Genomic DNA, 20749 nt, shown 5'->3' with positions numbered 1-20749 from the left:
GCCTGCTTTATGCAGGTCAGAGCAACAAAAGTGGAACGACCAGAGGAGCTTCATGCCAGTGCAGACTGCGGTGGTCGTCCTCGCTGCCGGCGCAGGAACTCGGATGCGGTCCAAGACCCCCAAGGTGCTTCACAAACTGGGCGGACGGACGATGCTGGCCCACTCCCTCCGCGCCGCCTCACAGATCGACCCGGTCCACCTCGTCACCGTCGTCGGACATGAGAAAGAACGCGTCAGCGCAGCGGTCAGCAACCTCGAAACCGAACTCGGCCGTCCTATCGCCATCGCTATTCAGGAAGAACAGAAGGGCACCGGGCATGCAGTCGAGTGCGCCCTGTCCGCCCTCCCCGTCGACTTTCGCGGCATCGTTCTCGTCACTGCCGCCGACGTTCCTCTGCTCGACTGCCACACACTTCGTGCCCTGATCGACGAGCACCACAGCGAGTCGGCCGAGGCGGCCGTCACCGTGCTTACTTTCACCGCGCCCGACCCCACGGGCTACGGTCGCATCGTCCGCCAGCCGAGCGACGGCGGAATCGCCGAGATCGTGGAGGAGGCGGACGCCACCGGGGAACAGGCCGCCATCACCGAGGTCAATTCCGGCGTGTACGCCTTCGATGCCCAGTTCCTGCGCTCTGCGCTCGGTCGACTGAGCACCGACAACGCGCAAGGCGAGTTGTACCTCACGGATGCGGTGAAGATCGCCCGCTCGGCGGGCAAACCCGTCCTCGGCGCCCATCTGGCAGACGCCGTGAAGGTCGCGGGAGCCAACGATCGTGTTCAGTTGTCGGCGTTGGCTGCCGAACTCAACCGCCGCACCGTCGAGAACTGGATGCGGGAGGGCGTCAACGTGGTCGATCCATCGACCACGTGGATCGACGTCGACGTCACACTCGGTCGTGACGTCACCGTCCATCCTGGAGTCCAATTGCTCGGTTCCACCGCCGTCGCCGACGACGCGATCATCGGTCCCGACACCACCCTCACCGACGTATCGGTGGGTGAAGGCGCCAGCGTGGTGCGCACTCACGGCTGTGAATCGACGATCGGCGCAGGGGCCGAGGTCGGTCCGTTCTCCTATCTGCGCCCCGGCACGGTGCTCGGTGCCGCCGGCAAACTCGGCGCATTCGTCGAGACGAAGAACGCCGACATCGGTTCGCACTCAAAGGTTCCGCACCTCACCTATGTTGGTGACGCCACGATCGGCGAGCACACCAACATCGGTGCGTCGAGCGTGTTTGTCAACTACGACGGCGTCGACAAGAGTCGGACGGTTGTAGGATCACACGTCCGAACCGGGTCGGACACCATGTTCGTCGCTCCGGTACAGGTCGGTGACGGCGCATACACCGGCGCCGGGACGGTCTTGCGTTTCGACGTACCACCAGGGGCACTCGCGGTCTCCGGTGGAAAGCAACGCAATATTGACGGATGGGTGCAGCGCAATCGGCCCGGGACCGCCGCTGCCGAGGCAGCAGAGGCTGCGGGATCGCACCGCACTCCAGATTTGCACGAAAATGATCAGCAAGAACCTAAGGATGGCTCAGAGCAGTGACCGCGAATTGGATCGACAACCAGAAGAACCTCATGCTTTTTTCTGGTCGCGCGCATCCGGAGTTGGCCGAACAGGTCGCGAAGGAACTCGATGTGCGGGTCACCCCGCAGACCGCACGTGACTTCGCAAACGGCGAGATCTTCGTGCGTTTCCACGAGTCGGTCCGAGGATCGGACGCCTTCGTGCTGCAGAGCCACCCGGCCCCACTCAATACGTGGTTGATGGAACAGTTGATCATGATCGACGCGCTCAAGCGCGGATCGGCCAAGCGCATTACCGCCGTCCTGCCGTTCTATCCCTACGCCCGCCAGGACAAGAAGCACCGGGGACGTGAGCCTATCTCCGCTCGTCTCGTTGCAGACCTACTCAAGACGGCGGGAGCCGATCGCATCATCACGGTCGACCTGCACACCGATCAAATCCAGGGCTTCTTCGACGGCCCGGTCGACCACATGCACGCCCAGGGGCAGTTGGCCGAGTACATCCGCTCCAACTACGGCACCGAGAACATCGCAGTCGTCTCACCCGACTCCGGTCGCGTCCGCGTCGCCGAGAAGTGGGCCGACACCCTCGGTGGCGCCCCACTGGCGTTCATCCACAAGACCCGCGACCCACTGGTGCCCAACCAGGTCAAGTCCAACCGTGTCGTCGGTGAGGTCGAGGGCCGCACCTGCATCCTGATCGACGACATGATCGACACCGGCGGAACGATCGCCGGCGCAGTGAAGATCCTCCAGGAGGCGGGCGCGGGCGACGTGATCATCGCCGCCACCCACGGCGTGCTCTCCGATCCCGCTGCCGAGCGCCTGGCAGCCTGCGGCGCCAAGGAAGTCATCGTCACCAACACCCTCCCGATCGACGAGTCGAAGAAGTTTCCGGCGCTGACGGTGCTGTCCATCGCACCGCTCCTGGCTCGCACGATCAAGGAAGTCTTCGAGAACGGCTCGGTTACATCGCTGTTCAACGGCAACGCGTAGGTCGCTGACCCTACTGTTGTGGTATGACCGAGTTCACCGGGATACCCATCGCTGCCCTCGACTTCTACGAAGACCTCGAGGCAGACAACAGTAAGAGCTTCTGGACTGCGCACAAGGGCGTCTACGACGATTCCGTGCGCGCACCCATGGTCGCCTTGCTCGCCGAACTCGAGTCGGAGTTCGGCGCAGGCAAGGTGTTTCGCCCCTACCGTGATGTGCGGTTCTCGAAGGACAAGACGCCCTACAAGACCCATCAGGGCGGGTTCGTGCAGACGCGAAACGGCGTCGGTTTCTACGTGCAGATCGACGCTTCAGGCCTTTTCGTCGCCGGCGGTTTCTACGCGGATACCCCGGCCCAGCTCACACGCTTCCGAGACGCCGTCGACGACGACCGTAGCGGCCGCCAGCTCGAGCGGATTGTGAAGAAGGTGGAGGCTGCGGGGTACGAAATCGGTGGCAACAAACTCAAAACACGCCCCCGCGGTGTCGCAGAGGATCACCCTCGACTGGAGTTGATGCGCCACAAATCCCTCACCGCCAGCAAGGTTTACCTCTCGCCTGACTGGATCGAGACCGCCCGGGTAGCCGAAGAAGTACGAGCGGCCTGGCGTGACATGCGGCCACTCGTCGACTGGCTGACCGCCACGGTCGGCGAACCCGAATAAGACCTACCGGTCTGGGAAAAGCAGTGTGCCACACTGCTTTTCCCAGACCTCAAACGTGTCGAGACATGATCTTCATCACGCTCGCTCGCAGAATCGCAGGTCGCAATCACAGCGATGCAATTCGCAGGCTCGAGTTGACCTACTGTGGACCGTCGTGATTGACGCGCAGACTCTCTCCAGCCCTACCGATATCGCTGAAATTCGAAACGTCAGGCGTTGGTCGCCGGGGTCGTGTGTGTGGTGCGGAGACGACAACGCCGTCGAATTGTTTCGCAACGAGCCACGCTGCGGCACTTGCCGCGAGAAGGAGTCGGTGATCGACGAAGCCCGCCACTTCGTCGGAATGTACGGCCTGCGCCCGCTCGGCGGCACCCTACAGTCGGACGACGAAGAAGAGCGCGAGCACCGCGTCAACGCCCGCAACGCGCGCCGCGAACTCAACGAGGTGAGACTGCCGGAACTCCCCGACCCGGCGGACGTTCGCAAAGCGCTCCGACCCCGTGCGGCAACGGTGGTATCGGACCCGGGCACCTCAGGTTCGGGTACGTCTTCCCCGTCTACCTCTGGTGGCACCAGCGCAACCCACGCGGCCGGCGCCAGCGCGACCCGCACGGCAGGCACCAAAGCCACCCGCGCGGCAGGCACTAACGCGACCCGCGCGCAAGCCACCCGTCCAGCCGCAGCACCCACTGAGACCGTCGATGTGGCAGCGCTCGAGTCTCGGGTGACGGGCCTGCTCGATCAACTCTCGGCCATCGACGCGCAGATGAACCTCATCGGCGAACCCGTCGGCCTTGCCGCCCGCGCGCGCGTCAGCGATCTCGAGAAGCAGCGTGCCACCGTGCTGCGCACCCTCGCAGCGCTCGAGAAGGCGCGAATCGCGGCAACCGGGTAGGCGCCGCGCTCGACAAGTTGCCATTGACACATCGCCTCATGTGTCTCAGTATCGATACATGACTGCACATGTGTCGAGCGTCTCATTCGTGCCCAGGTCCGGAGAATCGTGGCGTGCCCCATGGCAGATGTACGCCGACCTCCGCGATCACGATCCGGTCCACCACGTGATTCCCGCGCGTGAACCGCAAAACGACTACTGGGTGCTGTCCCGATACGACGACGTCTACACGGCGGCCCGTGATGCCGAGACGTTCTCCTCCGCCGATGGCCTCACCACGACATACGGTGAGTTGGAGAAGATCGGCCTGCAGGACAACCCACCGCTGGTCATGCTCGATCCACCGGCCCACACCGCGTTCCGGCGTCTGGTGTCGAAAGGATTCACGCCGCGGCAGGTCACAGCGGTGGAACCGGACGTTCGGGCCTTCGTTGTGGAGCGAATCGAACAACTCCGCGAGGCCGGCGAGGGTGACATCGTGAAGGCACTGTTCAAACCGCTCCCGAGCATGGTTGTCGCACACTATCTCGGCGTTCCCGAAGAAGATCGGGCCCGATTCGACGTGTGGACGGAGGCGATCGTCGCGGCCAACGCGACGGGAAACACTCTCGAGGCCAGCGGAGCGGTCACCGAAATGATGGGGTACTTCACTACCCTGATCGAGCGGCGCCGTACCGAACCGGGGGACGACACGATCTCGCACTTGATCGCGGGGGGAATGGGTGCCGACGGTGACGTCAGCGGTCTGCTTTCCATCCTCGGTTTCGCATTCACGATGGTGACGGGCGGCAACGACACGACAACCGGAATGCTGGGCGGCTCGGTACAGTTGCTCACCGCGCATCGCGACCAACGGCAGACGCTGATCGACCACCCCGAGCTGATAGGCGATGCCGTCGAGGAACTACTTCGCCTGACTTCTCCGGTGCAGGGCCTGGCCCGCACCACGACGCGTGACGTCGAGATCGAGGGCGTCACCATTCCTCGAGGCCGAAAGACCTTGCTGCTGTACGGCTCGGCGAACCGCGACCCCCGCAGGTACGGGGCCGACGCAGACGAGTTGGATGTCAGACGCCAGCCCACGCAGATCCTCACATTCAGTCACGGAGTTCACCACTGCCTCGGAGCGGCCGCAGCGCGAATGCAGGCACGGGTGGCCTTGGAGGAACTGCTCGCCCGCTGTCCCGACTTCACGGTCGACATCGACGCCGTCATCTATGCGGAGGGCAACTACGTGCGTCGACCGACGAGCGTCCCGTTCCAGGCGGTCGGGTAAGTGAGCTCCGACTGGATGCGCGACGAACGACCGCTGCATGCCAGCGAGCGCATTCTCGACACCGCCGCGCAGCTATACGTCGAGAAGGGCATCGCAGCGGTCGGCATGGCGGACATCGCCCGGGCGGCAGGATGTTCGCGGGCCACCCTCTACCGGTACTTCGACAGCCGTCAGGCACTGCAACTCGCGTTCGTTCACCGCGAGGCTCGGCGAATAGGTTCCCTGATCGCGGCCAAAGTGCCGCGGTCGGGCGATGCCGGCGAAGTGATCGTGAGCGCGATGTTGGCCGCGATCGAACTCGTCCGGGCGGATCCGGCCCTGGCAGCATGGTTCCAGCTCGGAGACTCCGGACTCGCCGCCCAGATCGCGGACTCGTCCGATGTCATCGAATCTCTCGGCAAGGCGTTCCTCGGCCATGCCGACGTCGAGGACGAGCAGACCTCCCGCAAGGCCCGCTGGCTCGTGCGAGTCATAGTGTCACTGCTCACCGTCCCTGGAACCGACGCCGACGACGAGCGCGAAATGCTCGAACAGTTCGTCGCGCCAGTTCTCATCGCACCCACCACTTGAGTGGCACTGGCGAGACACCACCCGCGGCGCTCACTCCCGTGCAGCGGCCAGTAGCGCGAAGCGGTCGTCGGGGTCCGTCCAGGTTCGTTCGACGGCGAATCCCGCATCCGCCAACTCCTTCACGATTCCGTCGAGCGTGAACTTGGCCGAGATCTCTGTCCGCAGTTGCTCTCCCGCACTGAACTCGATGTCGAGATCCAACTCCTTGATCCGGACCGACATCGCGCGCGCGGCTTCGAGACGCATCTCGATCCACGCGTTCTCACGATCCCACAGTGCGACGTGCCGGAAGTCCTCCACAGGGAAATCGGCGTTCAGTTGCGTGTTGAGTACCTGCAACACGTTGAGGTTGAACTGCGCCGTCACCCCGGCGGCGTCGTCGTACGCCGCGACCAAGACCGAAGGATCGGTGACGAGTATTGCGCCCATCAACAGGTACTCACCGGGCTCGAGGACGTCCGCGATGCCGGAAAGGAACTCGGCTCGCTCGCCGGGCACCATGTTTCCGATGGTGCCGCCGAGAAATGCGATCGTGCGGCGCCCTCCTCGTGGAAGGTGGTGCAGCGACTTCGAAAAGTCACTGACCACACCGTGAACGGCCAGACTCGGGAACTCCGCAGCGATCTGCTCTGCGGCAGCCGCGAGCGCCGACGCGGAGACGTCCTGCGGTACATACGTATGGAGAGATCCGTGCGCAACCCCGGCATCGAGTAGGAGCCGGGTCTTCTCCGATGACCCGGACCCCAGTTCCACCAGGATCTCCGGTGACGCCGCGGCCGCGATGTCCCGGGCGAAACGCCTGAGCAGCTCCCGTTCGGTACGCGTCGGATAATATTCGGGCAGTACCGTGATCTGCTCGTACAACTCGCTCCCGCGAGCATCGTAGAAATATTTGGGCGGCAACCACTTCGGACTCGACGTCAACCCTGCCTCAGCGTCCTTCCGCAATGCGGCCTTGAGCTGATCGGGCTGTAGATGCACATCGAGCGACGGTGTTCTGGTCATGAGGCTCCAATCTCGAGCGGCGTTACTATCAGGTGCCCCGGGCGCGCAACCACGAGGTGCCGGTCCGGGATTGCTTGCCAATTCGGATCGTCGTCATAGGGTTCGGAACTGACGATGGCCCGCTCGTCGTCCACGAACGCGGACAGCGAGTGATACCAGGTGGTGGCCCATAGTTCCTGGCCGTTTCCCAATAGCAGGTTCAATCGTGACTGCGGCGCGGCGGCAATCACGGCGGTGACGAGGGTGGCCAGGGCCTTTTCGGGGTCGTACTCGCCTAGCAGGCGTCGTAGCAGTAGCCACAACGCCGCCGAATCGGTCGGTGCCTCGAGCTGGAGCAGATCGGTAGACGGCAGGTCGGCGGCCAGTTCTCCGAGAGATTCCGGCCATCTGGTTACGACCCCGTTGTGACTGAACGCCCACTCGTCGTCCGAGAACGGTGCACATGCAGTGCGCTGCACCGGCATTCCGACCGTCGCCGAACGCGCTGCAGCGACGACGGCACCGGAATGAATGCTCGGCAAGGTCTCCTGCAGAGCGGGATCGGACCAGAGCGGCTGATCGCTGCGGTAGCGCGAGAACCCGTCCGCCCCCCACCACCCCACACCGAACCCATCTGCGTTGATCGTTCCGCCGCCACGCATGTCACGCGGCGCAAACGATTGGTTCAACAGCGAGTTCTCTCCTTGAACGAGGAGATCGCCTACCGATTGGTCCGGCCCCAGATAGCCCAGGTGTCGGCACATCTCAGCGGTCGCCCTCCGGCAGATCCCGTGCACAACGGAATCCGGAGAAGATCTGCCTGCGGACAGGGTGGTCCCAGTTGCGGAAGGTCCCACGGCATGCCACCGGATCGGTACCGAATGAACCGCCCCGTAACACCCGGTAGTCGCCGCCGAAGAAAACCTCGGAATACTCCCTGTACGGGAACGCCGTGAACCCCGGATAGGGCTCGAAGGACGACGATGTCCATTCCCAGACATCGCCTATCAGCTGATGGACGCCAAGAGGGGACGCACCCGACGGGTATGCCCCGACCGCCGCCGGACCGAGATGCCGCTGACCGAGATTCGCCAGAGACTTGTCGGGTTCGTCATCACCCCACGGGTATCGGCGTGACCTGCCGGTAAACGGATCCCAACGCGCCGCCTTCTCCCACTCCGCTTCCGTCGGCAGGCGCTTACCGTCCCACCGCGCGAACGCCTCTGCCTCGAAGAAGCAGACGTGTAGTACCGGCTCCTGGAAGTGCAGGGGTTCGATGACACCGAACTTGCGTCGCCACCAGGTTCCACATCCGTCGTCCACCCAGAACTGCGGGGCCTCGAGTCCCGCCTCGAGGCGGTGCGCCCACCCCCGTTCGCTCCACAGTTCTCGGCGCTGGTAACCGCCGTCGTCGATGAACTCGAGGTACCGGCCGTTTGTGACCGGGGCGGCGTCGATCACGAACGCCGGAAGGTGCACACGATGCGCTGGGCGCTCGTTGTCGAGAGCCCACGGATCGTCAGAGGTTCCCATGGTGAACTCTCCGGCGGGAATCAACACTTCGTCCTCGGCTATCGCCGATCCGACAGCCGGTGCGTTCTCGGCGGTCAGTACCGCTGGGCCGGAACGTAGTTGATGCGTGGCGAGCATCGTTTCGGCGTGCTGCTGCTCGTGCTGGGCGATCATGCCGAAGGCGAATCCGTTCTCCTCGAGCGGCCGACCACGGAAGGTACTGCTGTCGAGAACGTTCCACGTCTTGTCACGAACCGTGCGAACGTACGCTCTGGATTCGTCCGGGTCGAGCAGCGGCAACGAGGGCCGCGTGTTTCTCGCATGCTTGAATGCGTCGTACAACTCGTCGATATCGCGGCGAACCGGCTCCAGGCCGCCGACGTCGCGGACGAGCCACAGTTCTTCCTGGTTGCCGACATGCGCCAGATCCCACACGAGCGGACTCATCAGTGGCGAATGCTGCGCCACGAGATCGGCTTCGTCCACACAATCTGTCAGTCCGGCGGTGCGCGCACGTGCTCGGGTCAGCACGGTCTCGATCTTCTCGCGGGTACCCATCAGTATTCCTCCCCCGGGGCGCGGCCCCGGCAACATCGTTCGGCGGCGGCATCGAGCAGCCTGACGAACTCGGGGTCAGGCGAATACGATGCTGCTAGAGAAAGCAAAGCTGTTGCCGCAGCTCTCAGTTCGACGTCACGGAGGCCGAATTCGGCCGCGTCCCGCCAGCGATCTGCCGTGGGGAGGGCCGCATCGAGCGCCTCGGTCATCACCCCCGGACCCGAAAGCAACGCATCGATAGCCGCGATCGGCACTCGCCACAAATCGCCCGGCTGCGCGTCGAGGTAGCGCACCTCGAGGTGGCCCGCAGCCCGCACGGGCGGGAACAACGTGGTGAGGTGGTAGTCGAGGTCGGCAGACGTCGGCCGACCGATCTCGTCGTCCAAGGCTCCGTCCACCCAGTCCCCGAACGTCACAGGGGAAGGGGGCGTCCAATCTCCGCCCTCGTTGCGCAGGCACAATAGCGGCGCATCCAATACCCACGCCGCATAGTCGGCACTGCTCGGAGGGCCGACGGTGCGGGATGCGTCGAGTTCGAGCCAGGTACGCATTCGTTGCGAGGCCCACTCTCCGTCGGGAATCCCGAACAGTCGGGTCGAACACGCGAAGGCCGCAACCAGCGCGGGCCCGATCGCATGCAGCAAACGCCACCGTTGTTCCACTGCTGCCGCATCCGCGCCCGCGTCGACGCTGATTTGCGTTGCCGCGGTGTTGCACATCATCAGCTTCCCGAACGGTCCTATCCCGGCGAAGCGTTCCTCCATGGCGCAGTATCGCGGCGACTGCAGGAGCCGATGGGCGGGCCGACGGCTATCGGCGGCCTCGGATGCCATGAAGATGGATTCGGAAGACAGGAGGTCTGCGAGGACTGCTCGGTCAGCGGCGAGGTAGTCGCACAACTCTCGTGCGGAGCGCCAGGGAGCGCTGGACAATTCGATCTGCCCGCCGGGTTCGACCGTGACGGCACTACCACCCGGGAGGGGCTGAGCTGGGGAAGCGGGATTGATTGTTCGGGGTGTGTGTGGCCCGAGTGCTGCGGCCAGCGAGGCGAGGTCGGGACGCGCATGGCCTGGGGGTTGCGCGGTGAGCCACTCCAATTCCGCGCCGATCAACTGCGGTGGACCCAGCTTGAAGCACACACCACCGACGTACGCCTCTGCCGCCGGTCTCGAAGTGAGGCAGGTTCGTCCGACCGAACGTACTGCGCTACGCATTACACCCCCACTCGGGCGACGCCTGAATGTCCTAATCGACATTAGAGGCACGCGCCGCTCGATGCACGCATCATCGGAATTCTTTTCGAACCCGCGGGTACCGTCGAGTCGATCCACTGCACCGTCGAATCGCTGCACGGTTGAACCACCGAACAGGGCTGTTCAACCCGCGATTCGCTGTGCAGGGGCTATCCAACGCACAGAGGGAGGTTTTCAGACATGCTCGACCTTGAGCAGGCGCGACGGGACACCCCCGGCTGCCTCGACAAGGTCTTCCTGGAAAGCGCGGGGTCCTCTCTCCCGCCGACGCAGGTTCTGGATTCGATGGTCGCGCACCTTCGCCGCGAGGCCGAGGTCGGCGGCTATGTTGCGGCCATCGAACGGTCCGACGACCTCGCTGGAGTAAGAAACTCTCTGGGCCGGCTGATAGGGGCGGATCCCGACAGCATTGCGCTGACGGACGGTGCAACCACCGCCTGGAACAGGTTTTTCCACGCCGTCCCACTCGAGGCAGGCGACCGTGTGCTGATCTCGGAAGTCGAGTACGCCAGCAACGCGATCTCGATCCTGCGACGGGCCAACGCGGCAGGGGCGACGATCGATGTGATCCCGAGCGACCCCACCGGGCAGATCGACGTGGCGGCCCTCGAAGAGCTTCTCGACGACCGCGTCCGCCTGGTCTCGCTCGTGCATGTGCCCACCAACGGCGGACTCGTCAATCCCGTTCGTGAGGTGTCGGATCTCGCTCACGCACACGGGGCGCTGGTCCTGCTCGACGCATGCCAGTCCGTGGGTCAGATAGCGCTGGACGTGAACGAACTCGGCGTCGATGCCCTCTCCTCCACCGGCCGCAAATGGCTGCGCGGACCGCGGGGCACCGGATTCCTGTACGTCCGCCCGGAACTGATTGCGACACTCGAACCAGCCTCATTCGACCTACACAGCGCAGAGTGGACGGCTGCCGATGCGTACCGGCCATCCACCGATGCAAGCAAGTTCGAGACCTGGGAGTGCAGTGTCGCGGCACGCCTCGGACTCGGTGTAGCCGTCGACTATCTCCTCGACCTCGGTCCACAGGAGGTGGAGGCCGCTGTGCTGGCCGGCGCCGAGCACCTACGTTCCGGACTCGCATCGATCAGCGGTGTCACCGTGCGTGATCTCGGCGCGAGGCGCTGCGGAATAGTGTCGTTCACCGTCGACGGTCTCGACCCGGCAGACGTCACCAGCCGGTTGGCGGCACGCCGGGTCACAGTCACGTCCAGTCTGCGGGGATCGACCTTGCTGGACATGAACACCCGCAGCCTGGATTCCGTGGTGCGGGCGTCGCCGCACTACTTCTGCTCCCCTGACGACCTCGACCGATTCCTCTCGGAGGTACGAACACTCGCGAAATAGGCAGATTCTCGAGACATTCGGGCACCGATATTGCGGGCTCACCGCCGCATCACGGGTTACGGTCTGGGGGCTAACGCCACCGCATCGCGCCTGACCGCCCGAGAGGACTTCAGCCATGGCAGATTCCGCCACGATCCGACCCCGGCCTGCAGCAGAGGTCTCCCATTGGGATTACGAGTCCGACGTGGTGGTGGTCGGCTACGGCATCGCCGGTGTCTGCGCGTCCATCGAGGCTGCGCGTGCGGGCGCCGAGGTCCTTGTGCTCGAACGCACCAGCGGATGGGGTGGCGCCGCCGCTCTTGCGGGCGGATTGATCTATCTCGGTGGCGGGACGCCACTCCAGAAGGCATGTGGCTTCGACGACTCCCCCGAGAACATGAAGAAGTTCATGATGTCGGCGCTCGGCCCTGGTGCCGACGAGGAGAAGATCACCGACTACTGCGACGGCAGCGTCGACCACTACAACTGGCTGGTCGACTGTGGCGTCCCGTTCAAGCAGACCTTCTGGGGCGAACCCGGTTGGGAGCCACCGTTCGACGACGGTCTCATGTACTCCGGCGGAGAGAATGCGGCGCCGTTCAACGAAATCGCGACACCCGCGCCGCGCGGTCACGTCCCGCAGATGTCCGACAAGCGCACCGGCGAGAAGGGGGGAGGCTACATGCTGATGAAGCCTCTCGTCGAGACCGCCGAAAAGCTCGGCGTCCGTGCCGAATACGACATGCGTGTGCAGACACTGATCATCGACGACACCACCCGCGTGGTCGGGGTTATCGCCAGGCAGTACGGCAAGGAGGTGGCTGTCCGGGCACGACGCGGTGTCATCCTCGCTTCCGGTGGATTCGCGTACAACGAAAGGATGGTCGCCGCCCACGCGCCCCTGCTCATCGGACGTCCTGGCGCAGCCGTGGAGGAGCACGACGGCCGTTCGATCCTGATGGCACAGGCACTGGGCGCCGATCTCGCCCACATGGACGCGACCGAGGTTGCCTTCGTGTGCGATCCGCAGTTGGCGGCTCGTGGCATTCTCGTGAACGGGCGTGGTCAGCGCTATGTTCCGGAGGACACGTATTCGGGGCGGATCGGCCAGATGACCCTGTTCCACCAGGAGAACCAGGCGTTCCTCATCATCGACGAGGCCTCCTACGACGAGGGCGTCGCCGCTACCACCGCCACTCCCTTCCTGCGTGTGAAACCCACCTGGGTGGCCGAGACCGTCGCGGAACTCGAATCCGATGTGGGACTGCCTGCGGGCGCGCTCCAATCCACCATCGAGGTGTACAACGAGCATGCCCGAAACGGCGAGGACCCATTGCTGCACAAGAAGGCCGAGTGGGTGAAACCGATTGGCTCACCGGTCGCGGCACTGGACCTGCGCGGGTTCACGCTCGGCTTCCCCCTGGGCGGACTGCGGACGACGATCCGCTCCGAGGTGCTGCACGTGTCGGGCGAGCCCATTGCCGGCCTCTTCGCCGCGGGGCGCTGCACGTCGGGTGTGTGCGCCGGTGGGTATGCCAGTGGCACCTCGCTCGGAGACGGCAGCTTCTACGGACGTCGCGCCGGGATCACCGCGGCTGGCCAATCCCACTCGCGATAGCCGGTCGACTTCATCGGCGTGCACCCGATTAGCAGGTCAGCGCGCCGTCCGGTAGAGTTTGTCCAGTTGTCTCGGCGAGGGTGAACTGGAAGATTCCAATCGGCTGGCTCACCGTGATCGACGTGGCCACGGTCTTGCTCGAGCGTTTCGCTCCTGGCCGTCGCGCGTTCGTCCTCGTCGACTCGAACCGACCGCCATTGATCCGCTTTGAGTTGTAGGAGCCGTTTCACCATGTCCGACGAAAATCGCCTCGCAGCCGCTGTCCGTACCGAGTTCGGCAAGGGTGCCGCCCGCCGTGCCCGCCGCGACGGCCAGGTCCCCGCAGTCCTGTACGGCCATGGCGAGAATCCCCGGCACCTGAACGTGCCCTCCCGCGACTTCGCCGCCATCCTGCGCGCGCACGGCACCAATGCCGTCCTGACCCTCGACATCGAGGGCAAGGAGCAGGTCGCGCTCACCAAGTCCGTCGTTGTCCACCCGATCCGCAAGTACATCGAGCACGCAGACCTGCTCGTGATCAAGAAGGGCGAGAAGGTCACCGTCGACGTTCCCGTCGTCGTCACCGGCGAGGCCGCTGCCGGCTCCATGACCACGCAGGACGCAACCACCGTCTCTCTCGAGGTTGACGCGCTGAAGATTCCCGAGCAGATCGAGGTCTCCGTCGACGGCCTCGAGATCGGAACCCAGATCCTGGCCGGTCAGATCGAGCTGCCCAAGGGCGCAACCTTGCAGGCCGACGAGGATCTGCTCCTCGTCAACATCGTCGCGGCGCCGACCGCTGCCGATCTCGAGGAGCAGCCGGCCGAGGCAGCCGAGGCGGAGGCCGAAGCCGAAGAGGCACCGGCCGAATAGGGCGCCGGGAGCTGATCCTCTCGCCATCGCACTGATGGCGGCGGCGCGTCATCCCGGACGGTGGTCCGGGATGACGCGCCGCCGCCGTTTCACGAGACCTGTCAATTGGGAAGGCCCTCGCACAAGGAAGGACGCCGTCGGTGAGTGAAGACGCCACTTTGGTGGTGGGCCTCGGCAATCCCGGCTCGCAATACGAAAAGACCAGGCACAATATCGGATTCATGGTGGCCGAGGTGCTGTCCGGGCGCATGGGTGGCAAGTTCGGCGTGCACAAGAAGAGCGGCGCCGAAATTCTCCAGGGACGTCTGGAGGGCCGGCCGACCATCCTCGCCAAACCACGGTCGTTCATGAATCTGTCCGGAAATGCCGTATCCGGACTGGCCCGATTCTTTTCGATCGCCCCGGACAGGATCGTGGTGATCCACGACGAGCTCGACCTCGACTTCGGGACCATTCGCCTCAAACAGGGTGGCGGTGAGGGCGGACACAACGGCCTGCGCTCCATCTCGAGTTCACTGGGCACCAAGGACTACCTTCGGACCCGAATCGGCATCGGACGCCCGCCCGGGCGTATGGACCCGGCATCGTATGTGCTCAAACCGTTCTCGACGATCGAACGCAAAGAGCTCGACGTTGTCTGCGAACAGGCGGCCGATGCGGTCGAACTGCTGCTGCGGACCGGGCTCGAGGCGGCACAGAACCGGCTGCACTAGTCGCTGCACCGCCCCGCCGGGTGGTTGCTAGCCGACCAGGGACGCGGACGTGGTGCGGCGCAATTTGCCCGAGGACGTCTTGGGAATGCTGCCCGGACCGAGTACGGCCACCGTGCGGGGCCGCACCCCCACCTCGGAGAAAACCTCGTGCACGACTTCGTGTTCGATCCGTTTGACCTCCTCGGGATCCTGATAAGCATTGGTCTCGACCGCAACGGCGAAGCTCTCCCTCTTCTGGCCGGCGTCCAGGCGAACCGCCACCGCGTTCCCCGGGCGCACTCCGGCGACCTTGCCGGCGGCACGCTCGATGTCGGTCGGATAAATGTTGCGGCCGCCCATGATGATGACGTCCTTGACTCGTCCACACACCACGACGAGACCTTCTTCGGTGAAGTAACCGACATCGCCGGTGTTGAGCCAGCCGTCGGCGTCCTGCGCGGGTTTGTGCCCGTCGACAGTGATGTAGCCAGGTGTGACTGCCTTGCCTCGCACCTCGATGATCCCTACTCCGCGGGTGGGGAGCACCTCGCCTTCGGTGTCGACGATCCGGGCTTCGAGATTCGGCACCATCTTTCCGAGCGTGGCAAGAGGGCGTGCGTTCGGTTTGTTCGACGGCACCGCCCGCTGCATCGCCTCGAGCAGGTCGGGGTCGATGTAGTCGAGAACCTGGCCCTCCCCGGGGTCGGGGATGGACACTGCGAGCGTGGTCTCCGCCATGCCGTAGGCGGGGGCGATCGCGGACGGGCTCAAGCCGAACCGCTCACCGGCGCTGGCGAGCGCCTCCATGGTGTCGGGGTCGACGGGTTCGGCGCCGTTCCACAGGTACCGAACCGTGCTGAGGTCGACGGCACCGTCCTCTGCCTGCGCCAAGCGGCGGGCCAACAGCGAGTACGCGAAGTTCGGGGCTGCTGTGACGGTCCCCTTGTACTTGCCCATCAGTTCCGCCCACAGCAGAGGTGAGCGAAGAAAGTCCAACGGGGTGATGCTCACGACTTCGGCGCCAACCTGCATCGGGACGCTGAGGAATCCGACCATCCCCATGTCGTGGAACAACGGCAGCCAACTGACCATCACATCGTCCTCGATGGAGAACTTGATGCGATCGATCATCGCGTAGGCATTGGTGTAGAAGTTTTCGTGCGTGATCTGCACCGCTTTGGGCGATCCGGTGGAACCGGACGTGAGCTGTTGCAGTGCGATGTCGCTCTCGTGCGTATGAACGGGTTCGATCTCGGTGCCGCTATTCAACTCCTCCACCGCAACCACCAGGATCCCGCGCTCCTCGAGCAGTGGCTTGGCTGCGTCGAAAGGCGCGCCGAGGATGACCGCCTTCGCGTCGATCATGGAGATCACCTTTTCGGTGTCCGCGGCCCACACTGTGAGGTCGGTTCGGGGTGTGGGCTGATGCAGCATCGTGACCGACGCGCCGCGCATCCACGTGGCCTGGCATGAGGGCGCAATGTCGACGGGCTGACCAGCCAGAATGCCGATCGCGTCGCCGTGTCCGATTCCCACCCCGGCAAGCGCACCCGCCATGCGGCGCGCCGCACGGTGGATCTCTCCCCATGACTGTCGCAGGGGAGCGTCCGGCTCACCCGTTGTCAGACCACGGGCGCTGCTCTTCGCGGTCGCGTACATCTCGTCGGTGAATTTGCTCAAGGTCTCTCCTCCTGCACTGCGGGTGCCAGAACACAGAAATCCTTCATTCCGGAGCGCTCCGATGATTTCCCCGTAAATAGCGGAACAGGGTCCGAGCGTTACTCTCCGCTGGCAGTGCGCTGAGAGGTCGCCTTCGGCAACCGAGTAACCTGGTGTCCGACCGTACGGTCCCCTGCACCCATTCAAGCCCCCGCGAGGTTCTTCGTTGACTACCCCGTCCGACTCGGCCGACACCACACAAGCCGAGTCGGCATCAACTGACGGCGGTGCCGTCCCGTCCAACTCGACTCGGGGAAGATCCGACACGGGTGTCTCGGCCGAAGCGCGCCGACGCAGGACGTTCGCCGTGATCTCGCATCCCGACGCAGGTAAGTCTACGCTGACCGAGGCTCTCGCCCTGCACGCGAAGGTCATCTCCGAGGCCGGCGCCGTCCACGGAAAGGCGGGGCGAAAATCGACCGTCTCCGACTGGATGGAGATGGAGAAGGCACGAGGAATCTCGGTCAGTTCCACGGCGCTGCAGTTCAACTACCGATCCACCGAAGTGGCGGACGAAACCGCCGACAGCGTGATCAATCTGGTGGACACCCCGGGTCACTCCGACTTCTCGGAGGACACCTACCGCGTCCTGACCGCGGTCGACGCCGCCGTCATGCTCATCGACGCGGCGAAGGGCCTCGAGCCGCAGACTCTGAAGCTGTTCCAAGTGTGTCGTCACCGCGGAATCCCGGTCGTCACGGTCATCAACAAGTGGGACCGTCCGGGCCGAACACCACTCGAGCTGCTCGACGAGATCCAGGAGCGGATCGGCCTCACCCCCACACCCCTGTACTGGCCCGTGGGCATCGCCGGGGACTTTCGTGGACTGCTGCGTCGCGGCGAGGAAGGTGCCCCGCGCGAGTACATCCGATTCACACGCACGGCCGGTGGCGCCAAGATCGCACCGGAAGAGGTCATGGACGCCGATGCAGCCCTCGCCAAGGAGGGCTCCGAGTGGGAAACCGCCGTGGAGGAGAGTGAACTGCTCTCAGCCACCGGGCAAGACCATGATCAGGAGTTGTTCCTCGCCGGCCAGACGTCGCCGGTGATCTTCGCGTCCGCGATGCTCAACTTCGGTGTCCGTCAGATCCTCGACACCCTTGTGGGGTTGGCTCCCGCGCCGAGCGTCCGGGAGGACATTGCCGGCACCCCACGCGAAGTCACCGACCCGTTCAGTGCCGTCGTCTTCAAGGTCCAGGCAGGCATGGATGCGGCGCACCGCGATCGGCTGGCGTTCATGCGCATCGTGTCGGGCGTATTCGAGCGCGGCATGGTCGTCACCCACGCCCAGACGGGGAAGCCCTTCACGACCAAGTACGCCCAAACCGTATTCGGCCGTGAACGTTCGACGGTCGAATCCGCGTACCCAGGCGACGTGGTGGGCCTCGTGAACGCCACGGCGCTCGCGCCGGGGCACACTCTGTTTCTCGACAAGAAGGTGGAATTCCCACCTATCCCGTCGTTCGCCCCGGAACACTTCTCGATCCTCAGGGCCGAAAGCGCAGGCAAGTACAAGCAGTTCCGTCGCGCTGTGGATCAGCTCGACTCCGAGGGTGTGGTGCAGATCCTGCGCAACGACATCCGCGGCGACGCCTCACCCGTCATGGCGGCAGTCGGGCCGATGCAGTTCGAGGTGGTCGCGGCGCGGATGAAGGCTGAGTTCAACGTCGAGGCCCGCATGGAACCGCTCGGCTACGCCCTGGCGCGGCGCACCGACGCGGCGTCCGCCGACGAACTGAACCGTCAACGCGGCGTCGAGGTCTTCACCCGATCGGACGGGGTTCTGCTCGCACTCGTCAGCGACAAGTGGCGGCTGCAGTACATCCAGAAAGAGCTACCCGACCTCACACTCGAGCCTCTCGTCGCCACAGCCGACTGACACCCGTAAGCGTCCGCCACCTCGACTCGCGCCCACCGCTACAGGTCAGGGCCACAGCTCCGCTACGGTCCACCCTCCCGTTTCGGCACCCCGCCGATAGAGCCGCCGCTGGTGCCGGCGTCCGGGGTCTGCCTGCCAGAACTCGACGCTATCGGGGACCAGGCACCATGCCCGCCAGCTGTCCGAGACGAAGTCGGGATCGGCTTCGATCCGAGCGACCGCGGCCGCGACGACGCGGTCGTATTCGGCGGGATCGCCCAACACCTCACTCTGTCGACTGGCGGCAGCCACAGCCCGCGCGGTGACGGAACGTTCCCGGAAGTCTCGAGCCGACACTGCCGCCTCGCCCTCCTTCACAGATCCCCGCACCCGCACCTGCCTGCCCAATTCGCGCCAGTAGAAGGTGAGTGCCGCAGAGGAATTCGATGCCAGATCGCGCCCTTTCGGCGAGTGCGCGTCACCGGAGAACCAGAATCCCGTCTCGCTCACGTCCTTGAGCAGTAGGAACCTGGAGTCGGCGCGCCCGTCAGCATCCACTGTCGACAGTGCCGCGGCCTGTGGTTCGGGAACATCGGCGGCGACAGCCTCCCTGATCCACTGCAGAAACAACTCACAGGGCGTGTCCGGCAATACCTTCGCGAACGGGAGTGTGACGCCGCTGAGCGCAGGAAGAGCGCGAATCCAAGCGCGGGTGTCCGGATACGACGCGGGGTCGGGTTCAGTCGACATGTGCCGACATTATCGCGGCCCCGACCCTCAGCCAGGCGTGGCGGCATCCATCGGTCCGACGAGCAGCCACCGATGACCGAATGGGTCGATGAGAGTGGCATTGCGGTGGCCGTGTCCTTCCGAAATCCACCGCTCCACGGTTCCCCCTGCATCGTGGGCTTTCGCCAGGACGTCATCGGGGTCCTCGACCGGCAACATCAGGCTCACCGATGTCGAACCGGATTCCGGCGCGGTCAGGCCCATTTCGGGGAACTCTTCGGCCAGATAGATCATTCCCGTGGGCAACCGTAGTTCGGCGTGACCTACCCGGCCGTCTTCCATGATGATGGGTTCGCCGACGACGTCTGCGCCGAAGACCTTTGAATACCAGTCGATGGCCTCGGCTCCGCGCCGCACCGTGAGGTACGGCAGCGCACCGGGAACCGGGCTCTTCGAAGACATCTGCTCTTACCTCACATGGACGGCGGAGGCTGCGCCATCGCCCACTTGTTGGAGGTGAGCCGGAAACTCGGCAGATCCGAGAGTTCCGCCACCGATTCCCAGGTGCGTTCATATCCGGTGTATGTGATCCGCCATTTTCCGTCCGAACACCTCATATAGCGATCGTGATAGTAGGCGGATCCGCGCAGCAGCATTCCGTCCTCGGGAATCATCGTCGTGTCTGCGAGAAACCACACCCCTACTGCCGTATCGCCAGTAACCGTGATTTCTGGCTGGCCGCATTGGTGTTCGGTGATCACGCGGGTGCCGAGTGTGTTCGCGAGAAAGGACACGAAAGTGTCACGAGAATCGAAGGTGAGGTATTCGCTGTACGTCGCGGTGACATCCGGAACCATCGTATCCGCGAATTCGACCCAGGACTTGGTGTCGAGCGCACGGGAGTAGCGATACTTGAGCTGCTCTATATTCTTGATCGCTTCGAGATCTTCGAAATCCATGACCCCGCCTCCTGTGCAGCGCACATGTAAGCCTTGGACTGCAGATCGGTCCGAGGATCTATAGGTGCATCTGTAATTCCCTGGTTTGATGCGGATCATGCAGGCTACTACTGAGATCCAGGACACGAAAAGGTAACAAAGTAGTCCAGCGCGCTCGACTCGAGAGACGTCGGTACCGTCGAAGGGCAGATATCGGAAATCGACATCGGGAGACGATTATGGTGACACATCTTGAAGGTGACACCCGATGGACGCGCTGGCTGAAGGCGGATGGTCCGGGGGCGCTGATCTTCCTCCGGATCCTCGTCGGTGCGGTGTTCTTGTCCGAGGGCATTCAGAAGTTCCTGTACCCCGACGAGCTCGGCGGCGGGCGTTTCGAGGACGTTCCGGTGCCCGCCCCCTACTTCTTCGGCTATCTCGACGGGCTCGCCGAGACGGTACTCGGCCTGATGATTCTCGTGGGACTGCTCACCCGCGTGGCAGCTATACCCTTGCTGGTGGACATCTCGCTGGCCATCGTTCTCACCAAGATCCCGATCATGTGGGGGGCCAGCGGTCTGAGCCCACAACTGCGGGGCTTCTGGGACATGGCCCACGAGGCCCGCGCCGATTGGTCGATGCTGCTTGGTCTGATCGCACTTATTCTTCTCGGCCCGGGCCGGATCTCTCTCGACGCCTGGCTCGCCAGGCAGGCACGTCGGCGTAGAGTGCGAGAAGTCCCAGCCCCGGAGGCGTCATGAGG

Annotated in this window: 21 protein-coding genes; 13 read left to right on the top strand and 8 right to left on the bottom strand. The window is 64.4% G+C overall.

From position 1 onward, the window contains the following. Positions 1–52: 52 nt before the first annotated feature. The 6 genes from glmU (at position 53) to BFN03_RS01875 (ending at position 5938) form a co-directional block, all read left to right on the top strand. The gene (glmU, locus tag BFN03_RS01900; RefSeq protein WP_070377587.1) at positions 53–1555 is read left to right on the top strand and encodes a bifunctional UDP-N-acetylglucosamine diphosphorylase/glucosamine-1-phosphate N-acetyltransferase GlmU; all 1503 of its coding nucleotides are present in this window, start codon (positions 53–55) and stop codon (positions 1553–1555) included. Next, positions 1552–2532: a ribose-phosphate diphosphokinase gene (locus BFN03_RS01895; RefSeq protein ID WP_070377586.1), complete on the top strand. Its 981-nt coding sequence runs from the start codon at positions 1552–1554 to the stop codon at positions 2530–2532. Before glmU ends, BFN03_RS01895 begins: the two co-directional genes overlap by 4 nt. A gap of 23 nt (positions 2533–2555) precedes the next feature. Next, a complete protein-coding gene (locus tag BFN03_RS01890; RefSeq protein ID WP_070377585.1) occupies positions 2556–3197 on the top strand; it encodes a DUF2461 domain-containing protein in 642 nt (213 codons plus the stop codon). A gap of 154 nt (positions 3198–3351) precedes the next feature. After that, positions 3352–4092, top strand: a complete 741-nt coding sequence (locus tag BFN03_RS01885) for a hypothetical protein (protein ID WP_198163346.1) — start codon at positions 3352–3354, stop codon at positions 4090–4092. Positions 4093–4150: 58 nt separating this feature from the next. Beyond that, positions 4151–5368, top strand: a complete 1218-nt coding sequence (locus tag BFN03_RS01880) for a cytochrome P450 (protein ID WP_070377584.1) — start codon at positions 4151–4153, stop codon at positions 5366–5368. After that, positions 5369–5938 (top strand): TetR/AcrR family transcriptional regulator, encoded by a 570-nt coding sequence (locus BFN03_RS01875; protein ID WP_070377583.1) that lies wholly within the window; start codon positions 5369–5371, stop codon positions 5936–5938. It begins immediately after the preceding gene. Between the two features lie 30 nt (positions 5939–5968). On the opposite strand, the gene egtD is transcribed toward BFN03_RS01875, so the two are convergent. From egtD to egtA, 4 genes are read right to left on the bottom strand one after another with little or no spacing between them, the layout of a single operon-like run. Then, the gene (egtD, locus tag BFN03_RS01870; RefSeq protein ID WP_070377582.1) at positions 5969–6943 is read right to left on the bottom strand and encodes an L-histidine N(alpha)-methyltransferase; all 975 of its coding nucleotides are present in this window, start codon (positions 6941–6943) and stop codon (positions 5969–5971) included. Continuing rightward, positions 6940–7686, bottom strand: coding sequence for an ergothioneine biosynthesis protein EgtC (egtC, locus tag BFN03_RS01865; RefSeq protein ID WP_070377581.1), 747 nt, complete (start codon positions 7684–7686; stop codon positions 6940–6942). The genes egtD and egtC overlap by 4 nt, the downstream gene beginning before the upstream one ends. A gap of 1 nt (position 7687) precedes the next feature. Continuing rightward, positions 7688–8992, bottom strand: a complete 1305-nt coding sequence (egtB, locus tag BFN03_RS01860; RefSeq protein ID WP_070377580.1) for an ergothioneine biosynthesis protein EgtB — start codon at positions 8990–8992, stop codon at positions 7688–7690. Further along, positions 8992–10206 (bottom strand): ergothioneine biosynthesis glutamate--cysteine ligase EgtA, encoded by a 1215-nt coding sequence (gene egtA / locus BFN03_RS01855; protein WP_070377579.1) that lies wholly within the window; start codon positions 10204–10206, stop codon positions 8992–8994. The genes egtB and egtA overlap by 1 nt, the downstream gene beginning before the upstream one ends. 219 nt (positions 10207–10425) lie before the next feature. Here egtA and BFN03_RS01850 point away from each other — a divergent pair, with 219 nt between their 5' ends. The 5 genes from BFN03_RS01850 (at position 10426) to pth (ending at position 14763) form a co-directional block, all read left to right on the top strand. Next, positions 10426–11601 (top strand): aminotransferase class V-fold PLP-dependent enzyme, encoded by a 1176-nt coding sequence (locus tag BFN03_RS01850; protein ID WP_070377578.1) that lies wholly within the window; start codon positions 10426–10428, stop codon positions 11599–11601. A 115-nt stretch (positions 11602–11716) separates the two neighbouring features. Beyond that, positions 11717–13198 carry an FAD-dependent oxidoreductase gene (locus BFN03_RS01845; RefSeq protein WP_070377577.1) on the top strand — a complete coding sequence of 494 codons (1482 nt, stop codon included), beginning with the start codon at positions 11717–11719 and terminating at the stop codon, positions 13196–13198. Between the two features lie 80 nt (positions 13199–13278). Beyond that, entirely contained in the window at positions 13279–13416 is a 138-nt protein-coding gene (locus BFN03_RS20560; RefSeq protein ID WP_198163344.1) for a hypothetical protein, read from the top strand. Between the two features lie 13 nt (positions 13417–13429). Beyond that, a complete protein-coding gene (locus tag BFN03_RS01840) occupies positions 13430–14050 on the top strand; it encodes a 50S ribosomal protein L25/general stress protein Ctc (RefSeq protein ID WP_070377576.1) in 621 nt (206 codons plus the stop codon). A 140-nt stretch (positions 14051–14190) separates the two neighbouring features. Then, on the top strand, positions 14191–14763 hold the full coding sequence (gene pth / locus BFN03_RS01835; RefSeq protein WP_070377575.1) for an aminoacyl-tRNA hydrolase: 573 nt from the start codon (positions 14191–14193) through the stop codon (positions 14761–14763). A gap of 27 nt (positions 14764–14790) precedes the next feature. On the opposite strand, the gene BFN03_RS01830 is transcribed toward pth, so the two are convergent. Continuing rightward, positions 14791–16422: a fatty acyl-AMP ligase gene (locus BFN03_RS01830; protein WP_070377574.1), complete on the bottom strand. Its 1632-nt coding sequence runs from the start codon at positions 16420–16422 to the stop codon at positions 14791–14793. A 205-nt stretch (positions 16423–16627) separates the two neighbouring features. On the opposite strand from BFN03_RS01830, the gene BFN03_RS01825 reads away from it, so the two are divergent. Beyond that, the gene (locus tag BFN03_RS01825; RefSeq protein ID WP_070377573.1) at positions 16628–18340 is read left to right on the top strand and encodes a peptide chain release factor 3; all 1713 of its coding nucleotides are present in this window, start codon (positions 16628–16630) and stop codon (positions 18338–18340) included. Positions 18341–18385: 45 nt separating this feature from the next. Here BFN03_RS01825 and BFN03_RS01820 read toward each other — a convergent pair whose 3' ends face one another. From BFN03_RS01820 to BFN03_RS01810, 3 genes are read right to left on the bottom strand one after another with little or no spacing between them, the layout of a single operon-like run. Then, positions 18386–19069: a pyridoxine/pyridoxamine 5'-phosphate oxidase gene (locus tag BFN03_RS01820; protein ID WP_070377572.1), complete on the bottom strand. Its 684-nt coding sequence runs from the start codon at positions 19067–19069 to the stop codon at positions 18386–18388. A gap of 27 nt (positions 19070–19096) precedes the next feature. Beyond that, a complete protein-coding gene (locus BFN03_RS01815; RefSeq protein WP_070377571.1) occupies positions 19097–19510 on the bottom strand; it encodes a VOC family protein in 414 nt (137 codons plus the stop codon). Between the two features lie 11 nt (positions 19511–19521). Further along, entirely contained in the window at positions 19522–20007 is a 486-nt protein-coding gene (locus tag BFN03_RS01810) for a nuclear transport factor 2 family protein (RefSeq protein WP_070380526.1), read from the bottom strand. A gap of 260 nt (positions 20008–20267) precedes the next feature. On the opposite strand from BFN03_RS01810, the gene BFN03_RS01805 reads away from it, so the two are divergent. Further along, a complete protein-coding gene (locus BFN03_RS01805) occupies positions 20268–20747 on the top strand; it encodes a DoxX family protein (protein ID WP_070380525.1) in 480 nt (159 codons plus the stop codon). Positions 20748–20749: the final 2 nt, after the last annotated feature.

The organism is Rhodococcus sp. WMMA185 (assembly GCF_001767395.1).
Classification (GTDB): domain Bacteria; phylum Actinomycetota; class Actinomycetes; order Mycobacteriales; family Mycobacteriaceae; genus Rhodococcus_F.
The sequence above is the reverse complement of the archived record's forward strand: the minus strand, read 5'-3'. Positions and strand labels throughout refer to the sequence as shown.

Bases quoted from the DNA above. Each gene is read 5' to 3' on its own strand.
- BFN03_RS01840 (WP_070377576.1), top strand. From the start codon at position 13,430: ATGTCCGACGAAAATCGCCTCGCAGCCGCTGTCCGTACCGAGTTCGGC.
- BFN03_RS01815 (WP_070377571.1), bottom strand. From the start codon at position 19,510: ATGTCTTCGAAGAGCCCGGTTCCCGGTGCGCTGCCGTACCTCACGGTG.
- BFN03_RS01890 (WP_070377585.1), top strand. From the start codon at position 2,556: ATGACCGAGTTCACCGGGATACCCATCGCTGCCCTCGACTTCTACGAA.
- BFN03_RS01880 (WP_070377584.1), top strand. From the start codon at position 4,151: ATGACTGCACATGTGTCGAGCGTCTCATTCGTGCCCAGGTCCGGAGAA.
- egtA (WP_070377579.1), bottom strand. From the start codon at position 10,206: ATGCGTAGCGCAGTACGTTCGGTCGGACGAACCTGCCTCACTTCGAGA.
- BFN03_RS01850 (WP_070377578.1), top strand. From the start codon at position 10,426: ATGCTCGACCTTGAGCAGGCGCGACGGGACACCCCCGGCTGCCTCGAC.
- egtB (WP_070377580.1), bottom strand. From the start codon at position 8,992: ATGGGTACCCGCGAGAAGATCGAGACCGTGCTGACCCGAGCACGTGCG.
- glmU (WP_070377587.1), top strand. From the start codon at position 53: ATGCCAGTGCAGACTGCGGTGGTCGTCCTCGCTGCCGGCGCAGGAACT.
- BFN03_RS01845 (WP_070377577.1), top strand. From the start codon at position 11,717: ATGGCAGATTCCGCCACGATCCGACCCCGGCCTGCAGCAGAGGTCTCC.
- BFN03_RS01810 (WP_070380526.1), bottom strand. From the start codon at position 20,007: ATGGATTTCGAAGATCTCGAAGCGATCAAGAATATAGAGCAGCTCAAG.
- BFN03_RS01820 (WP_070377572.1), bottom strand. From the start codon at position 19,069: ATGTCGACTGAACCCGACCCCGCGTCGTATCCGGACACCCGCGCTTGG.
- egtD (WP_070377582.1), bottom strand. From the start codon at position 6,943: ATGACCAGAACACCGTCGCTCGATGTGCATCTACAGCCCGATCAGCTC.
- egtC (WP_070377581.1), bottom strand. From the start codon at position 7,686: ATGTGCCGACACCTGGGCTATCTGGGGCCGGACCAATCGGTAGGCGAT.